We start from the raw sequence: 16,714 nt of genomic DNA, 5'->3' as shown, positions 1-16,714 counted from the left end.
AAAGGACCTGCCCATGCCCTCCTACTCACCCACCCGCTTCGCCCCGGGCCGCGCCGCCCTCGTGGTGGTCGACGTCCAGAACGACTTCTGCGACCCGGAAGGGGTCTGCGGCCAGCGCGGCTCGGACACCTCGGCCGCGGTCGAGATGGTGCCCCGCCTCCAGGCCCTCATCGAGGACGCACGTGCGGCCGGCGTCATGGTGGTCTTCATCCAGACCACCCACGACGAGCTGACCGACTCCCCGGCCTGGCTGGCCCGCCGGGGCGACCCCGAGGCCGGCGCACCGCCCGCGGTCTCGACCTGCTACACCGGCAGCTGGGGCGCGGAGTTCTACCAGGTCGCCCCGGCGCCCGGGGAGCCCGTGGTCATCAAGCACCGTTACTCGGCCTTCGCCGGGACGGACCTGGACCTCGTGCTGCGGGTGGCGGGCATCGAGTCGCTGATGTTCACCGGCGTCGCGACCAACGTGTGCGTCGAGTCGACCCTGCGCGACGGGCTGTTCCTCGACTACCACGTGACCCTCGTCGAGGACTGCGCGGCCAGCTACGAGGCCGAGCACCACCGCACCACGGTCGAGACCGTGGAGACGTACTTCGGCGTGGTGGCGAGCAGCAAGGAGATCAGCTCGACATGGTCGGCACTGTCCAAGGTCGCGTGACGAGGGGTACCTCGCAGACCGCCCTGCTGGCGGTCCTGGGGGTCCTCTACTGGTCGGCGCACACCATGCTCCGGCCCCTGATCGGCCCCTACGTGCTCGACGACGGCGGGACGGCGACGGAGGCCAGCCTGGCGCTGGCGTCCTTCGCCGTCCTGCCGACCCTCCTGGCCATCCCCCTGGGGGCGATGACCGACCGGTGGGGGGTCCGCACCCTGCTCGTCGGCGGTGGTGCGGTGATGACCCTCGGGGGTGGGGTGCTCTTCGTCCCCGCAGGGCTCGCCGGGGTGATGGTCAGCCAGGCGCTGATCGGGGTGGGCACCCTCGCGGTGTGGGTCTCGCTGCAGACCGTCGCGACCCTCTCCCGGGGGGAGGACGAGCCGCCCCGGGTGCGCAACGCCCGCCTGGCGACCTTCTCCCTCTTCCTCGCCGCGGGCCAGGCCATCGGGCCGGCCCTCGGTGGCCTGCTGGCCGAGGCCGGGGGCTACTCCCTCGCCTTCGGCGCCTACACGGGCCTCTCGGCCCTGCTCATCCTGCTGGCCCTCGCGGTGCGCTCGGTCCCGCGGGCGGCCCCCGCCGGGTCTGGCGCGACCGCCGGGGCTCCTGGCACCGACCCGACGACGCGGCCCGCGCTGCGCCGAGCCTTCCCGGACGCCATGGCCCTGATGCGCAACCCCACGGTGGCCGTCACGGTGGTCGTGAGCTTCACGGCCCTCGTGGTCCTCGACATCCGGACCGCGTACCACCCGCTGCTGTTCTCCGGCGCGGGGGTCTCGACCTGGCAGATCGGCGTGCTGCTGAGCGTCGCCGCGGCGGCGAGCTTCGCCTCCCGGCCCTTCTTCCCGCTCGCGATGGTCCACCTGCGACCGCAGGTCATGGTCGGTCTGGTGCTGGTGATCAGCACGACCTCGGTGGTCGCAGTCGTGCTCTTCCCCGGGGACGTCGCGATGCTCGGCGTGCTCGCGGTGGTCAACGGGTTCGCCCTCGGCTTCGCCCAGCCGCTGACCCTGGCGCTGATGGCCGACCACACCCCGGAGGACCAGCGAGGGCTGGCCTCGGGACTGCGCTCGACGGCGAACCGCGCGGCCCAGTTCGCCAACCCTGCGGTCTTCGGCGCCTCGGCCGTGGTGCTCTCCCTGACCGGCTCCTTCGTGCTCGTCGGCGGCCTGGTGCTCGCGGTCAGCACGGTGAGCGTGGTGACCCTGGTCCGGCAGGACCGGGCACGGTCCCGGGCCCCGGAGGTCGAACGGGTCGGCGCTGGCTGACGCGGGACGTGGTGGCCCGCCAGCGGCTCCTCGCGACCAGCGCAGGCAGCCTGGATCTGCTCCTGAAGTCGACCGATCCCAGAAGACGTGCCAGCATGGGTCGATGGCAGACGACGTCCCCACCCGGCTCCGCGCCGCAGGGCTGCGCGTCACGAGCCCGCGCGTCGCGGTCTACGGCGCCCTCGAGGCAGCCCGGCTCGCGGGTCGCCACCTCACCGCCGCCGAGGTCGCCGAGCAGGTCCGGGGGCAGATCGGTGCGGTCTCGACCCAGGCGATCTACGACTGCCTCGACGCCCTGGGTGGCGCCGCCCTCGTCCGGCGGATCGAGCCCGCGGGGCACCCTGCCCTCTACGAGTCCCGCGTGGGGGACAACCACCACCACCTGGTGTGCCGGTCCTGCGGGGCCACGGCCGACGTCGACTGCACGCACGGCTCCGCGCCCTGCCTGACGCCCTCGGACGACCTCGGCTTCGTGGTCGACGAGGCCGAGGTCATCTTCTGGGGCCTGTGCGCGGGCTGCGCCGCCGCGGCCGCGGGACGCCCCGAGCAGCAGGACCAGGCCGACCTCGCGACCTCGGGCCGCCCACGGCGCGGGCCCGTCGGCGCCGTCGCCCCCTTGCACTGACCCTGCACCCCTCGGCACTCACCGAGCACCTCCAGCCCCCACCCAGCATCCATCAGCACGCGCCGACAGACACCGTCCGACCCCGACCGAGAGGACACCATGACCGACGCGACGCACCACCCCGAGGGCGACGACCGCCCCGTCCTGACCACCCGCCAGGGCCACCCGGTCCACGACAACCAGAACCAGCGCACCGTCGGGGCCCGCGGCCCCGCGACGCTGGAGAACTACCAGTTCCTCGAGAAGATCAGCCACTTCGACCGTGAGCGGATCCCCGAGCGGGTGGTCCACGCCCGTGGCGCGGTGGCCTTCGGCTACTTCGAGGCGACCGGGCAGTGGGGCGACGAGCCCATCGCGAGGTACACCCGCGCCAAGCTCTTCGCCGAGGCGGGCAAGCGCACCGACCTCGCGATCCGGTTCTCCACCGTGATCGGCGGCCGGGACTCCTCCGAGGCGGCGCGCGACCCGCGCGGCTTCGCGGTCAAGTTCTACACCGAGGACGGCAACTGGGACCTGGTCGGCAACAACCTGGGTGTCTTCTTCATCCGTGACGCGATCAAGTTCCCCGACGTCATCCACTCCCTCAAGCCGGACCCGGTGACCTTCCGCCAGGAGCCCGCGCGGATCTTCGACTTCATGTCCCAGACCCCCGAGTCGATGCACATGCTGGTCAACCTGTTCTCCCCGCGCGGCATCCCGGCCAACTACCGGACCCAGCAGGGCTTCGGCGTCAACACCTACAAGTGGGTCAACGCCGAGGGCGTGACCCACCTGGTGAAGTACCACTGGATCCCCACCGCAGGGGTCGAGAGCCTGACCGAGGCCGATGCCGCCGTCATCCAGGGCGGTGACCTGGGGCACGCCTCGAAGGACCTCTACGAGGCCATCGAGCGCGGCGAGTACCCCGAGTGGGAGCTGCGGGTGCAGCTGATGAGCGACGACGAGCACCCCGAGCTGGACTTCGACCCGCTCGACGACACCAAGGTGTGGCCCGAGAACGAGTTCCCGCCCAAGACCGTCGGGAAGATGGTGCTCAACCGGAACGTGAGCAACTTCTTCGCCGAGAACGAGCAGCTCTCCTTCGGGACCGGTGTGCTGGTCGACGGGCTGGACTTCTCCGACGACAAGATGCTCGTGGGTCGCACGTTCAGCTACTCCGACACCCAGCGCTACCGGGTGGGCCCGAACTACCTGCAGCTGCCGGTCAACCAGGCCAAGAACGCCGACGTGCGCACCAACCAGCGCGACGGGCAGATGACGTACCACGTGGACGGCGCGGGGGAGAACCCGCACGTCAACTACGAGCCGTCGATCACCGGTGGCCTGCGTGAGGCCGACTACCCGACCAAGGACGAGCAGGGCCCTGACCTCGTCGGTCGTCTGACCCGTGCCCGTCTGCCGCGGACCAACGACTACACCCAGGCCGGCCAGCGCTACCAGCTCATGGAGCAGTGGGAGAAGGACGACCTGGTCGGCAACCTCGTGACCCTCATCAGCGAGGCGATCCCCGAGGTCCAGCAGCGCATGGTCTGGCACTTCCTGCTGTGCGACGACGAGCTCGGCGCCCGCGTGGGCGAGGGCCTGGGCATCACCGCCGACGACGTGCGTGACCTGCCGCCGCTCGCCAGCCAGACTCTGAACGAGGAGGAGCTCGACCGCCTCGCCAACCTCGGCAAGAACGGCCCGCGCGACGTCAGCGGACTCGTCATGACGCACTGCGTGCCGAACACGCGCGTGGCCCTCGCCGAGGGCTGACCCCCTCCGCACCACCCGAGGCCCGGGCCCCGCACGCGGGGGTCCGGGCCTCGGCACGTATTGAGGCTGACGTCCCGCGGGCGCTCCTCCTAGGCTCCGGTGGTCGTCCAGCCCTCCCCCGGACCAGGAGCCTCACCATGACCAGCCCTCTCGCCGACGGCCTCAGCGCGGTCCCCGACCGGCTCGAGGAGCTCGCCTCCCAGGATCTCTTCTCGGGGGTGGTGCACGTCGTGCGGGGCGACCTCGCGCAGGGCGGCGAGGTGCTGCTCTCGACAGCCCACGGCCGGGCGAGCCGTCGCTGGGAGGTTCCGGTCCGCACCTCGACCCGGTTCGACGTCGCCTCGGTGACCAAGCTGTTCACGGCGGTCGCCGTCCTGCAGCAGGTCGGGCTGGGCCGGTTGGGGCTGGACGAGTCCATCCACAGCTACGTCGACCTCGCGGGCACCACGATCAGCCCCGCGGTCACGCTGCGTCACCTGCTGACGCACACCTCGGGCATCGGGGACGACGCCGACGAGGAGGCCGGGGAGTCCTACGAGGCCCTGTGGGTCGACAAGCCCGTCTACGCGGTCACGGAGACGGCGGACTTCCTGCCGCAGTTCGTGCACAAGGAGCCGAACTTCGCGCCCGGGGAGGGGTGCCGCTACTGCAACGTCGGGTACGTGCTGCTCGGCCTGGCCCTCGAGCGGGTCACGGGACGGACCTACCGTGACGTGGTCCGCACCGACGTGTTCGCCCGGTCCGGGATGGATCGCTCCGGCTTCTTCGACAGGCGTGACTCCGAGCCCGACGTCGCCGAGGGCTGGGAGCCGGTGCGCGCCGACCCCGAGGACGAGGCGGATCCCGAGGGCAGCGTGATCGTCTCCTGGCGGCAGAACATCTTCAGCTATCCCCCGATCGGCTCCCCCGACGGCGGCGCGCACTGCACCGCGGCGGACCTGGTCCGTTTCCTCACCGCGGTGCGCCGGGGCGAGCTCCTGCCTCCCGAGCTCACCGCGGGGTTCCTCACCCCGCAGGTGCTGCACCATGCGGTGAGCGAGCCCGAGCCGGGCCCGGGGGCCACGACCGAGGTGCACCACGCCTGGGGGCTCGAGGTCGAGGTCACCGCGCAGGGGTCGGTGCGCTCGATCTACAAGGACGGCATCAACACGGGGTCGAGCGCGATCCTGCGGTACTACCCCGCCCAGGACGTGACCCTCGCGGTGGTCGCCAGCAGCGAGGACGCGGCCTGGGGCCCGATCAGCCTGCTCGACGAGATCGTGACGACGTCGCCTGCCTCCTAGGGCCCGCCGGCGAGGTCAGGCCCCGCCGTCGAACCCCATCTGCCGCCAGGCCTCGTACACGGCGATGGCGGCGGTGTTGGAGAGGTTGAGGGACCGGCGCCCGGGCAGCATCGGGATGCGCACCTGGTCCGTCACGCGGGGGTGGTCGAGCACCTCGGCGGGCAAGCCGGTGGGCTCTGGTCCGAAGAGCAGCACGTCGTCGGGCCGATAGGTGACGTCGGTGTAGCGGGTGGTCGCGGCCGTGGTGAAGGCCAGGACCCGCGAGGTCGGCAGGGCGTCGAGGGCCGCGGCGAGGTCTGCGTGCACGACGACGTGGGCGAGGTCGTGGTAGTCCAGACCGGCCCGGCGCAGCTTGGGCTCGGACAGGTCGAAGCCCAGCGGCTCGACCAGGTGCAGGGCCGCACCGGTCGCCGCCGAGGTGCGGATCGCGGATCCGGTGTTCCCGGCGATCCGAGGCTCGAAGAACATGAGGTGCAGCACCCGACGATCCTGCCACCCGAGCGGCGGCAGCCGTGATGATGGCCAGGTGAGCCCCAGCACCGTCCCGACCCGCGCCCCGGTGAGCCGCGGGGTCGACCTGCCCGTGCAGCAGCCCTTCGACGCCCCCGGGGTCTTCGGGTTCCTCGCGGCGCGCGCCGTCGCGGGCGTCGAGCACGCGGACCTGACCGGCGACCGCCTGCGGTACGCGCGCACCCTCGTCCTCCCGCACGGTCCGGGGACGATCGACCTGGTCGCGAGCCCCGCGGCGGGCAGCTGGCAGGTGCACGTGGACCTCGAGCTCACCTCAGCCGCGGACCTCGACCCGGCCGTGGCCCGGGTACGTCACCTGCTGGACCTCGACGCGGACCCGGTCACCGTCGACACCGCGCTCGCCGCGGACCCGGTGCTCGCCCCGCTCGTCGAGCGCACCCGGGGGATCCGGGTGCCCGGGGCCGTGGACGCCCACGAGATCCTCGTCCGGGCCATGGTCGGTCAGCAGATCTCGGTGGCCGCCGCGACCACGCACCTCGCCCGCCTGACCACGGAGGCGGGCTCCCGTCACGCCTCGCAGATCCCGGGCCTGGACAGGCTCTTCCCGACCGCCGCGCAGATCGTCCGGGCTGTCCCGGCGCCCGTCCCGGGCGAACCCCTCGACCCCGACCGACCGCTGCGGCTGCCCGGGCAGGGGGTGCGGTCCCTGGTCGCGACCTGCGGGGCGCTCGCGGACGGCAGCCTGGACCTCGCTGCCGGAGGCGGTCCCGCCCGCGCGGGGGGCTCCGAGACCGCGGCGGCGTCCGACCCTGCGGCGTCCCCAGACCCCGGTGCCCTGCGGGCCAGGCTCGTCGAGCGTCGCGGGATCGGGCCGTGGACCGCCTCCTACGTCGCCATGCGAGTGCTCGGTGACCCGGACGCGTGGCTCCTGGGCGACGTCGCCCTCCTCGCGGGGGCGCAGGCCGTCGGGGCGATCCCGCGCGACCTGCCGAGGGGGCCCGGGCACCGGGCCCTCGCCGACCGCGCCGCCACCTGGGCGCCCTGGCGGTCGTACGCGGCGATGCACCTCTGGCAGGCAGCTGCCTGATCTGCTCTTCTGCAGCCGCAGCCCTCGCCGCCTAGGCTGGCGACCTTCGTCGAGGAGGTCGCACATGGCACAGCAGCAGGAGCCCGTGCCCGGGTGGAACCGCGAGCTCGGGGGGACCGGCCTGGTCGTCTCGGCAGTGACCGCAGGGACCAGCGCGGTCGGCCGAGGCACCGCGACGGGGGAGGACCCGGGCAGCGGCCCTCGCGACGTCGCGACGATCCGCGCCGTGCTGGACAGCCCCATCATCACGATCGACACCTCGAACGGGTACGCCGACGGGTGGAGCGAACGGCGCATCGGTGAGGCCCTGCGTGCCGCGGGCGGCCTAGGCCCGGGACAGCTCGTGATCAGCAAGGTCGACCCGCGAGACCGCGACTTCTCGGGGGACCGGGTGCGCGCCTCCCTCGAGGAGAGCCTCGAGCGGCTGAGCCTGGACAGCCTGCCCCTGGTGCACCTGCACGACCCGGACCACTTCGAGTTCGGCGAGGTCACCGGCACGGGAGGCGCCCTCGAGGCCCTGCTCGCCATGCGCGAGGAGGGGACCATCGAGTCCGTGGGCCTCGCGGGGGGCCGGGTCGCGGAGATCACGCGCTACCTCGAGCTCGACGTCTTCGACGTGCTGCTGGTCCACAACCGCTGGACCCTCGTCGACCGGAGCGCTGGTGCCCTGGTGGCCGCGGCTGCCGAGCGCGGCATGGGCATCATGAACGCGGCGGTCTACGGCGGTGGGCTGCTCGCCGGGGCCCCGGGCGAGCGCAGCACCTACGCCTACCGCCCCGCCCCCGAGCCTCTGCTCAGGACGGTCGAGGCGATGCGCGAGGTGTGCGCCGCCCACGGGACCGACCTCGCGACGGCGGCCCTGCAGTTCTCGGTCCGCGACGAGCGGGTCGACACCACCGTGGTCGGGATGAGCCGCCCCGAGCGGGTCGGGGTCACGGTCGAGGCCGCGACCAGCCGGCTGCCTGAGGGCCTGTGGCCCGAGCTCGAGGCCCTCGTCCCGCCCGAGGAGCTGTGGATCGAGTCACGGCTGGGCTGAGAGGTCGCCGAGCCCGCCGGGCCCGCCGTGATCAGCCCAGGACCCGCGCCCGGAGCCACCGCAGCTGACGGTCGAGGTGGAATCCCTCGCCGCCCTCGTGGTGGTTGTAGGGGTAGACGGCGATCTCACGGTCTGGCCCGGCCTCGCCGGCGTCCCGAGCCAGGTCTCCGTAGTGGTTGTACGCGGCGAAGACGGTCGACGGTGGGCAGACCGTGTCGCGCAGCCCCGTCGCGACGAGGACGTCTGCTCGTGCCCGCCGCACCAGGTGCATGCCGTCCACGTAGGCCACGGTGCGCAGGGCCTGCTCCTCGGCCTCGCGGTGCACCGCGAGGTGCTGCGTGAGCTCGGCGTAGGGCTCGGCGTCGGTGATCGCCAGGGCTCGGCGCACGTGGCACAGGAAGGGCGCGCTCGCCACGACGGCGGCGAGGTCAGGCACCAGGCCCGAGACGGCCAGGGCCAGCCCGCCGCCCTGGCTGTTGCCCACCACGCTGACCCGCTCGCGGTCGACCCCTGGCAGGGCCCGCACCGCATCCACGGCCCGTACCGCGTCGATGACGAGACGTCGGTAGTAGTACGTCTCGGGGTCGTGCACGTCACGGGTGAGGAAGCCCGGCGCACTCGGCGCGGAGCCCACGGGGTCCGGGGTCGAGCCGCCCGAGCCGTGCTGGCCGCCCTGGCCACGGGTATCCATGAGGAGGTGCGCGTACCCCGCCGTCGCCCAGGTGAGGCGCTCCTGCGGGAAGCCCCGCCCTCGCCCGTAGCCCAGGTACTCGACCACTGCGGGCAGCACGACGTCGTCGGTGCCGGCGGGGCGGGTGAACCAGGCCTTGATCGGATGGCCGGCGTCCCCGGCGAAGGTCACGTCCCAGGTCTCGACCCCGGTCAGGGCAGTGTCCACCCGCTCGGCCGCGAGCAGCACGGGCCGCGTCCGTCCAGCGTCGAGGTGCCGGGCCCAGAAGGCGTCGAGGTCGTCGGGCTCCTCGACCGGAGGCCGGTACTGCTCGAGCTGGTCGAGGGGCAGGTCGAAGAGGGCCATCATGCTCCGTCGCGTGAGGGGTGAGCGCCGCCGGGCGCCGGTCAGATGGAGGGGGGAGCCGACGTGCTCTCGCGCACGATGAGCTCGGTGGCCAGGTCGATCCGCAGGTTGGAGGGCTGCTCGCCCTCGGCCAGGCTCAGCACGATGCGGGTCGCGGTGCTGGCCATCTCGAGCAGGGGCTGGCGCACGGTGGTGAGCGCGGGGCCGATCCACTCGGTCATGGGCAGGTCGTCGTAGCCGACGACCGAGAGGTCCTCGGGGACGCGCAGGCCCAGCTCGCGGGCGGCGCGGAGCACGCCGAGGGCCTGGAAGTCGCTGCCTGCGAAGATCGCGGTGGGGCGGTCGGGGCGGGTGAGCAGCTCGCGTCCGTGCCGGTACCCGCCGCCGACGAAGAAGTCGCCGTACCGGACCAGCTCGGGGTCGAAGGGCACCCCGGCCTCGTCGAAGGCGCTGCGGTACCCGTCGATGCGCGCGCGGCTGCACATCACGTCCGAGGGCCCGGAGATGACCGCGACCCGGCGGTGCCCGAGCCCCAGCAGGTGCCGCGTGGCGACGAGGCCGCCGTTCCAGTTGGCCGAGCCGACGGTCGGCACCCCGGGGGGCGGCTCGCCGGCGGTGTCGACGACGACGAACGGGATCGAGCGCGTCTCGAGCTGGCGTCGTTGCTCCGCGCCGAGGTCGGACAGCACGAGGATGACGCCCAGGGGTCGACGGGCGAGGACGTCGTCGAGCCACTCCTGGCGGGGGCGGTGCTCACCGCCGAGCTCGGACAGCACCACGCCCACGCGGGCCGGGCCCGCGACGGCCTCGACCCCGCGGATGATCTCGACCGCCCAGGGCGCGCCGTACTCGTGGAAGACGAGCTCGACGAGACGCGGCGCGGAGCGGCGCTTCCCCTTGGCCTCGCGGCGCTGGTAGCCGTGGCGGGCGATGCTCTCCTCGACCAGGGCACGGGTCGCCGGGGCGACGTCGGGTCGGCCGTTGAGGACCTTGGAGACAGTAGGCACGGAGACGCCCACCTCGGCGGCGATGCCGGCGATGGTCGTCCGGGTGGCTGCGGGCATGCACGGTCCTCACTCGGTGGGCGACGGCAGGGCGACGAGCAGACCGTCTCGTCGAAACTACGTCGAAAGTTCTGCCGATCACGGTAGCAGCGCGGAGGGCCCCGCGGCGAGATCCTGCTGCCCGAACCTCTGCTGCGCGTGACCTGGCTCACCATCAAGTCGCGGGAAAGCGGAATCCGAGGGCTTGACGGCAGTCATCGAGCGGCTTACGGTCGGTCGAAGTTGTCGACACAGATGTCGATAGTTGCGACACAACGATGTGGCGGAGGACGCAGATGACCGCTCGACCCCCCTCGCACCCCGGGCAGGACCCGTCGCGGTCCCTCGCCGACCGGGTCGAGTACCTGGTGTCCGCGATGACCCTCGACGAGAAGCTCGCCCAGCTGGTGGGGCTGTGGGTCGGCGCCGACGCCGAGGGAGGTGACGTCGCTCCGCACCAGGGGGACATGACCGGTCAGGTCCCCGCCTGGGACCAGGTCATCCGCCACGGCCTCGGCCAGCTGACCCGCCCCTTCGGCACCGCCCCGGTCGACCCGGTGCTCGGTGCGGAGTCCCTCGCCCGCTCCCAGCGTCAGGTCGTCGCCGCGAGCCGGTTCGGCATCCCGGCCCAGGTGCACGACGAGTGCCTCGCCGGCTTCGCGGCCTGGCAGGCCACGGCCTACCCCGTGCCCCTCTCCTGGGGGGCGTCGTTCTCCCCCGGCCTGGTGGAGCAGATGGCCCGTCAGATCGGGGAGTCCATGCGGTCCGTGGGCGTGCACCAGGGCCTGGCCCCCGTGCTCGACGTGACCCGCGACTACCGGTGGGGGCGCACCGAGGAGACCATCGGCGAGGACCCCCACCTGGTGGGGACCATCGGCGCGGCCTACGTCCGCGGCCTCGAGGGGGCAGGGGTCGTCGCGACCCTCAAGCACTTCGCCGGCTACTCGGCCTCCCGGGCAGGCCGCAACCTCGCCCCCGTCCCGATGGGCCCGCGCGAGATGGCAGACGTGATCCTGCCGCCCTTCGAGGCGGCCCTGCGTGAGGGTGGGGCCCGCTCGGTCATGCACTCCTACGCCGACGTCGACGGGGTCCCGGCGGCGGCCGACGAGCGCCTCCTGACCGAGCTGCTGCGCGAGGAGTGGGGATTCGCGGGCACGGTGGTCGCCGACTACTACGGCGTGGCCTTCCTCCACACCCTGCACGCCGTCGCCGCCGACCTCGAGCAGGCCGCGCACCTGGCCCTGCGGGCGGGGGTCGACGTGGAGCTGCCCAGCGTGCACGCCTACGGAGGGTTCCTCCGCACGGGGGTCGAGGAGGGGCGCGTCCCGCTCGAGCTCGTCGACCGCGCGCTGCGCCGGGTCCTGACCCAGAAGGGCGAGCTCGGCCTCCTGGACGCCGGCTGGGAGCCCGTGCCCGACGGGGCCGCTGACGCCCGGCTCGACGACGTCGAGCGGCAGACGGTCGCCCTGGAGATCGCGCGACGCGCCGTCGTCCTGGTCGAGAACGACGGGACCCTGCCGCTGCGGCCCGGGGCACGCCTGGCCGTCCTCGGCCCCCTCGCGGACGACCCGATGGGCATGCTCGGGTGCTACTCCTTCCCGGCCCATGTCGGGGTGCGCCACCCGGACCACGCGATGGGCATCGACATCCCCTCGGTCCTCGGGCAGCTCGTCGAGCTCCACGCCGGTGACGATGCCACCGCGGACCACGTCCGGGGCTGCGCGATCACCGGGGACGACCGGTCCGGCATCGAGGAGGCCGTCTCCGCGGCCCGCGCGGCCGAGGTCGCTGTCGTCGTGGTGGGGGACCAGGCGGGCCTCTTCGGACGCGGGACCTCGGGGGAGGGGTGCGACGCGACCGACCTGCGACTGCCCGGTGTCCAGGAGGACCTGGTCCGCGCGGTGCTCGACGCCGGGACCCCGGTGGTCCTCGTCCTGCTCACGGGACGGCCCTACGCCCTGGGGGACCTGGCCGAGAGGTCCGCGGCGGTGGTGCAGGGGTTCTTCCCCGGGCAGCGGGGCGGCCAGGCGGTCGCCGAGATCCTCACCGGGCAGATCAACCCCTCGGGGCGGCTGCCGGTCAGCCTCCCGCGCGAGGTCTCGGGCCAGCCCGGCACCTACATCGCGGCCCCGCTCGCGCGGCGCAGCGGCGTCTCGAAGGTGGACCCGACCCCGCTCTACCCCTTCGGTCACGGTCTCGGCTACACCTCCTTCGCCTGGTCGGAGGTCCACGGCGAGGGCAGCGTCGCGGGCTCAGACCGGTGGGCGGTCGACGGTGAGGCCACCGTCGAGGTGACGGTGCGCAACACGGGGGACCGTGCCGGGGCCGAGGTCGTCCAGCTCTACCTGCACGACGTCGCGGCCCAGGTCGTCCAGCCGGTGGTGCGGCTGGTGGGCTTCGCCCGCGTCGAGCTCGAGCCCGGGGCGGCGGCGCGGGTCCGCTTCACCGTCCCGGCCGACGTCGCCTCCTTCACCGGGCTGCGCGGCCGACGGGTGGTCGAGCCCGGGGTGGTCGAGCTGCGCGTGGCGCGGTCGAGCGAGCAGGTCGAGGAGGTCGTGACCCTGGAGATGGTCGGAGCCGAGCGGGCGGTCGGGCACGTCAGGGCCTCCACCCGGGTCGAGGTCCACGCCCACGACGAGCCCAGCCACGACGAGCCCGCGCTGCTTGCCCGGGGCGGGGCGTCGGCATGAGCACCCCGCAGAACCTCGAGGCCTCCTCCCCCGCGGGAGGGCAGGCGACCGGCACCCTCTCCGACGGAGCGGCCGCCGTCGCGATCGCCCGGACCTCCCGGGGCGCCTACCCCCAGCGCAGCTGGCGCAAGACCCTGCGGCGCGACTGGCAGCTGTACTCGCTGCTGGTGCTGCCGCTGATCTTCCTGCTGATCTTCCGGTACATGCCGATGGCCGGGAACGTCATCGCCTTCCGGCGGTTCCGGCCGGGGAGCTCCATCTTCGGTGACGAGTGGGTGGGGCTGCGCTACGTCGAGCTCTTCATCAACGACGCCAAGTTCTGGGAGGTCTTCCAGAACACACTGATCCTCGGGGCGCTCGGGCTGCTCATCGTGTTCCCGCTGCCGATCATCCTGGCCCTGCTGCTCAACGAGGTCCGGCGGATCTGGTTCAAGCGGCTCGTGCAGACCATCAGCTACCTGCCGCACTTCATGTCGATCGTGATCGTCGCGGGCATGGTGTTCCAGATCTTCTCCGTGCAGGGGACGATCAACCAGGTCATCACGGCCGTGGGCGGTGACGCGGTCAACTTCATGCAGCGGGCCGACTGGTTCCGCACCATCTACATCAGCTCCGAGGTGTGGCAGACCGTCGGCTGGGGAACCATCCTCTACCTGGCTGCCCTGACGACGATCGACCAGCAGCTCTACGAGGCCTCCCGCATCGACGGGGCGAACCGCTGGAAGCAGACCTGGCACATCACGCTGCCGGGCATCCGGCCGACCATGGTCACCCTGCTCGTGCTCAACATCGGCACCTTCATGGCCGTCGGCTTCGAGAAGGTCCTGCTGCTCTACAACCCGCTCACGTACCCGACGGCCGACGTCATCTCGACGTACCTGTACCGCGTGGGGATCCTCTCGAGCAACTTCAGCTATGCGACGGCCATCGGGCTCTTCGAGTCCCTCATCGGGCTGACGCTGATCCTGTCCGCGAACGCGATCTCGCGACGACTAGTGGGGACGAGCCTGTGGTGACCGACAGCGCACTCAAGGACCAGGCCGGCGCCCCGGACCCGACCAGGCTGGCCCGCCGGCTCGAGCGGCCCACGCCCACGACCGTCAAGGACAGCCGCGGCTACAAGGTGTTCACCGTCATCAACGTGCTGGTGCTCACCGGGGTCATGGCGATCACCCTGTACCCCTTCGCGAACATCATCGCGCAGTCCTTCAGCAGCGAGGGGTTCATCAACGCGGGGCAGGTCAACCTCGTCCCGCGGGGGTTCAACGTCGAGACGTACCGGACCGTCATGGCGGACAACATGTTCTGGATCAACTACCGGAACACGGTCGTCTACACGGTGGTGGCGACCACGATCGCGATGGTCCTCACCACGACCTACGCCTACGCGATCTCGAAGAAGAACCTGCGGGGACGCAACTTCTTCATCATGGTCGCGGTCTTCACGATGTTCTTCAACGGCGGCCTGATCCCCAACTACGTCCTCATCAACGCGATCGGGTTCACCAACACGATCTGGGCGATCGTCATCCCGAACGCCATCAGCGTGTTCAACCTGCTCGTCATGAAGGCCTTCTTCGAGAACATGCCTGACGAGCTCGAGGAGGCCGCCGCGATCGACGGCCTGGGGACCTACCGGACGCTGCTGCGGATCGTGCTGCCGCTCAGCAAGGCCGTCATCGCGACGATGGTGCTCTTCTACGCGGTGTCCTTCTGGAACTCGTGGTTCCAGGCGTTCCTGTACCTCGACGACGCCCGCCTGTACCCGGTCACGGTCTACCTGCGGAACCTCATCGCGGGGGCGACGACGGCCACCTCGGTGGCCGGCGGCTCCTCGGACGGCATGACGCAGGTCGCCTCCAACATCCAGTCGGTGACGATGGTGCTGACCGTCCTGCCGATCATCTGCCTCTACCCCTTCATCCAGAAGTACTTCGTCTCGGGCGTGATGCTCGGGTCGGTGAAGGGGTGATCGAGGAGCCACGACCTGCACTCCCTGCTACGACCACTGATGCTCGACGGAAGGGACAGTCATGACCACCACACGCAGGCGCCTCGTCGGAGGTGCGACCGCCGGAGTTCTCGCCCTCGGCCTCGTGGCGTGCACGAGCGAGGACGACGGGCCGGTCGACGGCCCCGATGCTGAGGAGCTCGACGGCCGCGACGTGGGCGCGATGGAGGAGTTCGGCGTCGGCGACACCTTCGTCGCGACGGAGCCGATCGAGATCGAGGTGCTCTACCGCGACCACCCGAACTACCCGCTCGACGAGCAGTGGCTCTTCTTCGAGCACCTCGCCGAGACCAACAACGTCACCTTCGACCTGACGACCGCGCCGCTGTCGGACTGGGACCAGCGCAAGAGCGTCCTCATCGGCGCAGGTGACGCCCCCGACGTCATCTCGGTGACCTATCCGGGGCAGGAGGCGCAGTTCGTCGCCTCGGGCGCGATCCTGCCGATCAGCGACTACGTCGAGCTCATGCCGCACTACCAGGACCGGGTCGAGCAGTGGGGCCTGGAGGAGGAGATCGACACCCTGCGCCAGGAGGACGGCAAGTACTACCTGCTGCCCGGGGTGTACGAGGAGCTGCGCTACGACTACACGATCGGGATGCGGACCGACGTCCTCGACGAGCTGGGCCTCGAGGAGCCGCAGACCTGGGACGAGTTCGCCGACACCCTCGCGGCAGTCAAGGACCACGAGGGCACGCAGTACGCGATGTCCGACCGGTGGGAGGGGCAGGCTCTGATGAACTTCGCCTCGGCCTCCTTCGGGACCGTCGCGGGCTGGGGCTACGGGGACGGCACGGTCTTCGACCACGACGCCGGTGAGTACGTGTACGCCGGGGCGACGGACGAGTACCGCGACCTGGTGGAGTACTTCACCGGGCTCGTCGAGGACGGGCTGCTCGACCCCGAGAGCTTCACCCAGGACGACGACCAGGCCATCGCCAAGCTCATCAACGAGCAGTCCTTCGCGATCACGACGAACTCCCAGGAGCTCATCGGCCACCGGACCAGCATGGACGAGACCCTCGGTGAGGGCACCTACGAGCTCATGAAGATCCGCGCGCCCGAGGGGCCCGCGGGGGACGTCATGGGCGGCCTGCGGATCGAGAACGGCTTCATGATCTCCTCGGGGGCCGCGGAGAAGGAGAACTTCGTCGCGACCCTGCAGTTCCTGGACTGGCTGTTCTACTCCGACGAGGGCCTCGAGTTCGCCCGCTGGGGCGTCGAGGGCGAGACCTTCGAGCGGGATGCCGACGGCACCCGCGTGCTGGCCGACGACGTCGACTTCCTGGGCCAGAACCCCGAGGGCACCACCAACCTGCAGACCGACTACGGGTTCTTCAACGGCGTCTTCTCGCTGGCTCACGGCTCGACCACCGACCTGGTGCGCACGCACATCAGCGAGGAGGAGGTCGAGTGGCAGGAGGCCATGTCGAGCAAGGAGCAGGCACCGCTCGACCCGCCGGCCCCGCTCGACGAGATCGAGCGCGAGCAGGCCAGCCTCTACCAGACGGCCCTCGCGGACTACGTCACGCAGAACACCCTGGCCTTCATCACCGGCCAGCGTGACCTGTCCGAGTGGGACGCGTACGTCTCCGAGCTCGAGGGCCAGAACATGCAGGCCTTCGTGGACATCATGAACGCCGCCCACGAGCGGTTCCAGGAAGACAACGCCTGAGGACGCCCGGGGCCCGGCCGCGCCCCCCCCCCCGCCCGGCCGCCCGCGGCCCCCCCCCCCCCCCCCGCGGCCCGGCCGGGGG

The 16,714-nt window shown here is 71.8% G+C and carries 14 protein-coding genes; 11 read left to right on the top strand and 3 right to left on the bottom strand.

What is annotated here, in order from left to right:
* Positions 1 to 13 precede the first annotated feature (13 nt).
* From J4G33_RS16195 to J4G33_RS16175, 5 genes are all read left to right on the top strand, one after another.
* Positions 14 to 658: a cysteine hydrolase family protein gene (locus J4G33_RS16195; RefSeq protein ID WP_208057041.1), complete on the top strand. Its 645-nt coding sequence runs from the start codon at positions 14 to 16 to the stop codon at positions 656 to 658.
* Positions 655 to 1,920 (top strand): MFS transporter, encoded by a 1,266-nt coding sequence (locus J4G33_RS16190; RefSeq protein ID WP_208057040.1) that lies wholly within the window; start codon positions 655 to 657, stop codon positions 1,918 to 1,920. Before J4G33_RS16195 ends, J4G33_RS16190 begins: the two co-directional genes overlap by 4 nt.
* A gap of 103 nt (positions 1,921 to 2,023) precedes the next feature.
* Positions 2,024 to 2,545: a Fur family transcriptional regulator gene (locus tag J4G33_RS16185; RefSeq protein ID WP_208057039.1), complete on the top strand. Its 522-nt coding sequence runs from the start codon at positions 2,024 to 2,026 to the stop codon at positions 2,543 to 2,545.
* A 99-nt stretch (positions 2,546 to 2,644) separates the two neighbouring features.
* Positions 2,645 to 4,300, top strand: coding sequence for a catalase (locus tag J4G33_RS16180; RefSeq protein WP_208057038.1), 1,656 nt, complete (start codon positions 2,645 to 2,647; stop codon positions 4,298 to 4,300).
* 137 nt (positions 4,301 to 4,437) lie between these two features.
* A complete protein-coding gene (locus tag J4G33_RS16175; RefSeq protein WP_208057037.1) occupies positions 4,438 to 5,583 on the top strand; it encodes a serine hydrolase domain-containing protein in 1,146 nt (381 codons plus the stop codon).
* A gap of 15 nt (positions 5,584 to 5,598) precedes the next feature.
* Here the strand turns inward: J4G33_RS16175 and J4G33_RS16170 are convergent, their stop codons facing one another.
* Positions 5,599 to 6,063, bottom strand: coding sequence for a tRNA (cytidine(34)-2'-O)-methyltransferase (locus J4G33_RS16170; RefSeq protein ID WP_307793970.1), 465 nt, complete (start codon positions 6,061 to 6,063; stop codon positions 5,599 to 5,601).
* A 46-nt stretch (positions 6,064 to 6,109) separates the two neighbouring features.
* Here J4G33_RS16170 and J4G33_RS16165 point away from each other — a divergent pair, with 46 nt between their 5' ends.
* Positions 6,110 to 7,141: a DNA-3-methyladenine glycosylase family protein gene (locus J4G33_RS16165; protein WP_307793969.1), complete on the top strand. Its 1,032-nt coding sequence runs from the start codon at positions 6,110 to 6,112 to the stop codon at positions 7,139 to 7,141.
* 64 nt (positions 7,142 to 7,205) lie between these two features.
* A complete protein-coding gene (locus tag J4G33_RS16160) occupies positions 7,206 to 8,177 on the top strand; it encodes an aldo/keto reductase (protein ID WP_208057035.1) in 972 nt (323 codons plus the stop codon).
* Positions 8,178 to 8,208: 31 nt separating this feature from the next.
* On the opposite strand, the gene J4G33_RS16155 is transcribed toward J4G33_RS16160, so the two are convergent.
* Both J4G33_RS16155 and J4G33_RS16150 read right to left on the bottom strand, forming a co-directional pair.
* Positions 8,209 to 9,213 (bottom strand): acetylxylan esterase, encoded by a 1,005-nt coding sequence (locus J4G33_RS16155; RefSeq protein WP_208057034.1) that lies wholly within the window; start codon positions 9,211 to 9,213, stop codon positions 8,209 to 8,211.
* A 41-nt stretch (positions 9,214 to 9,254) separates the two neighbouring features.
* Positions 9,255 to 10,277, bottom strand: a complete 1,023-nt coding sequence (locus J4G33_RS16150) for a LacI family DNA-binding transcriptional regulator (protein ID WP_208057033.1) — start codon at positions 10,275 to 10,277, stop codon at positions 9,255 to 9,257.
* Positions 10,278 to 10,552: 275 nt separating this feature from the next.
* Here J4G33_RS16150 and J4G33_RS16145 point away from each other — a divergent pair, with 275 nt between their 5' ends.
* The 4 genes from J4G33_RS16145 (at position 10,553) to J4G33_RS16130 (ending at position 16,632) form a co-directional block, all read left to right on the top strand.
* Entirely contained in the window at positions 10,553 to 12,946 is a 2,394-nt protein-coding gene (locus J4G33_RS16145) for a beta-xylosidase/alpha-l-arabinosidase (RefSeq protein WP_208057032.1), read from the top strand.
* Positions 12,943 to 13,962, top strand: a complete 1,020-nt coding sequence (locus tag J4G33_RS16140) for an ABC transporter permease (protein WP_208057031.1) — start codon at positions 12,943 to 12,945, stop codon at positions 13,960 to 13,962. Before J4G33_RS16145 ends, J4G33_RS16140 begins: the two co-directional genes overlap by 4 nt.
* Before the next feature lie 47 nt (positions 13,963 to 14,009).
* Complete coding sequence (locus J4G33_RS16135) at positions 14,010 to 14,918, top strand: carbohydrate ABC transporter permease (RefSeq protein WP_243759276.1); 909 nt, start codon at positions 14,010 to 14,012, stop codon at positions 14,916 to 14,918.
* A gap of 61 nt (positions 14,919 to 14,979) precedes the next feature.
* On the top strand, positions 14,980 to 16,632 hold the full coding sequence (locus J4G33_RS16130; RefSeq protein ID WP_208057030.1) for an ABC transporter substrate-binding protein: 1,653 nt from the start codon (positions 14,980 to 14,982) through the stop codon (positions 16,630 to 16,632).
* The last annotated feature ends 82 nt before the right edge of the window (positions 16,633 to 16,714 follow it).

The sequence above is a fragment of the Actinotalea soli genome, assembly GCF_017565425.1.
In the GTDB taxonomy this organism is placed as follows: domain Bacteria; phylum Actinomycetota; class Actinomycetes; order Actinomycetales; family Cellulomonadaceae; genus Actinotalea; species Actinotalea soli.
The sequence above is the reverse complement of the archived record's forward strand: the minus strand, read 5'-3'. Positions and strand labels throughout refer to the sequence as shown.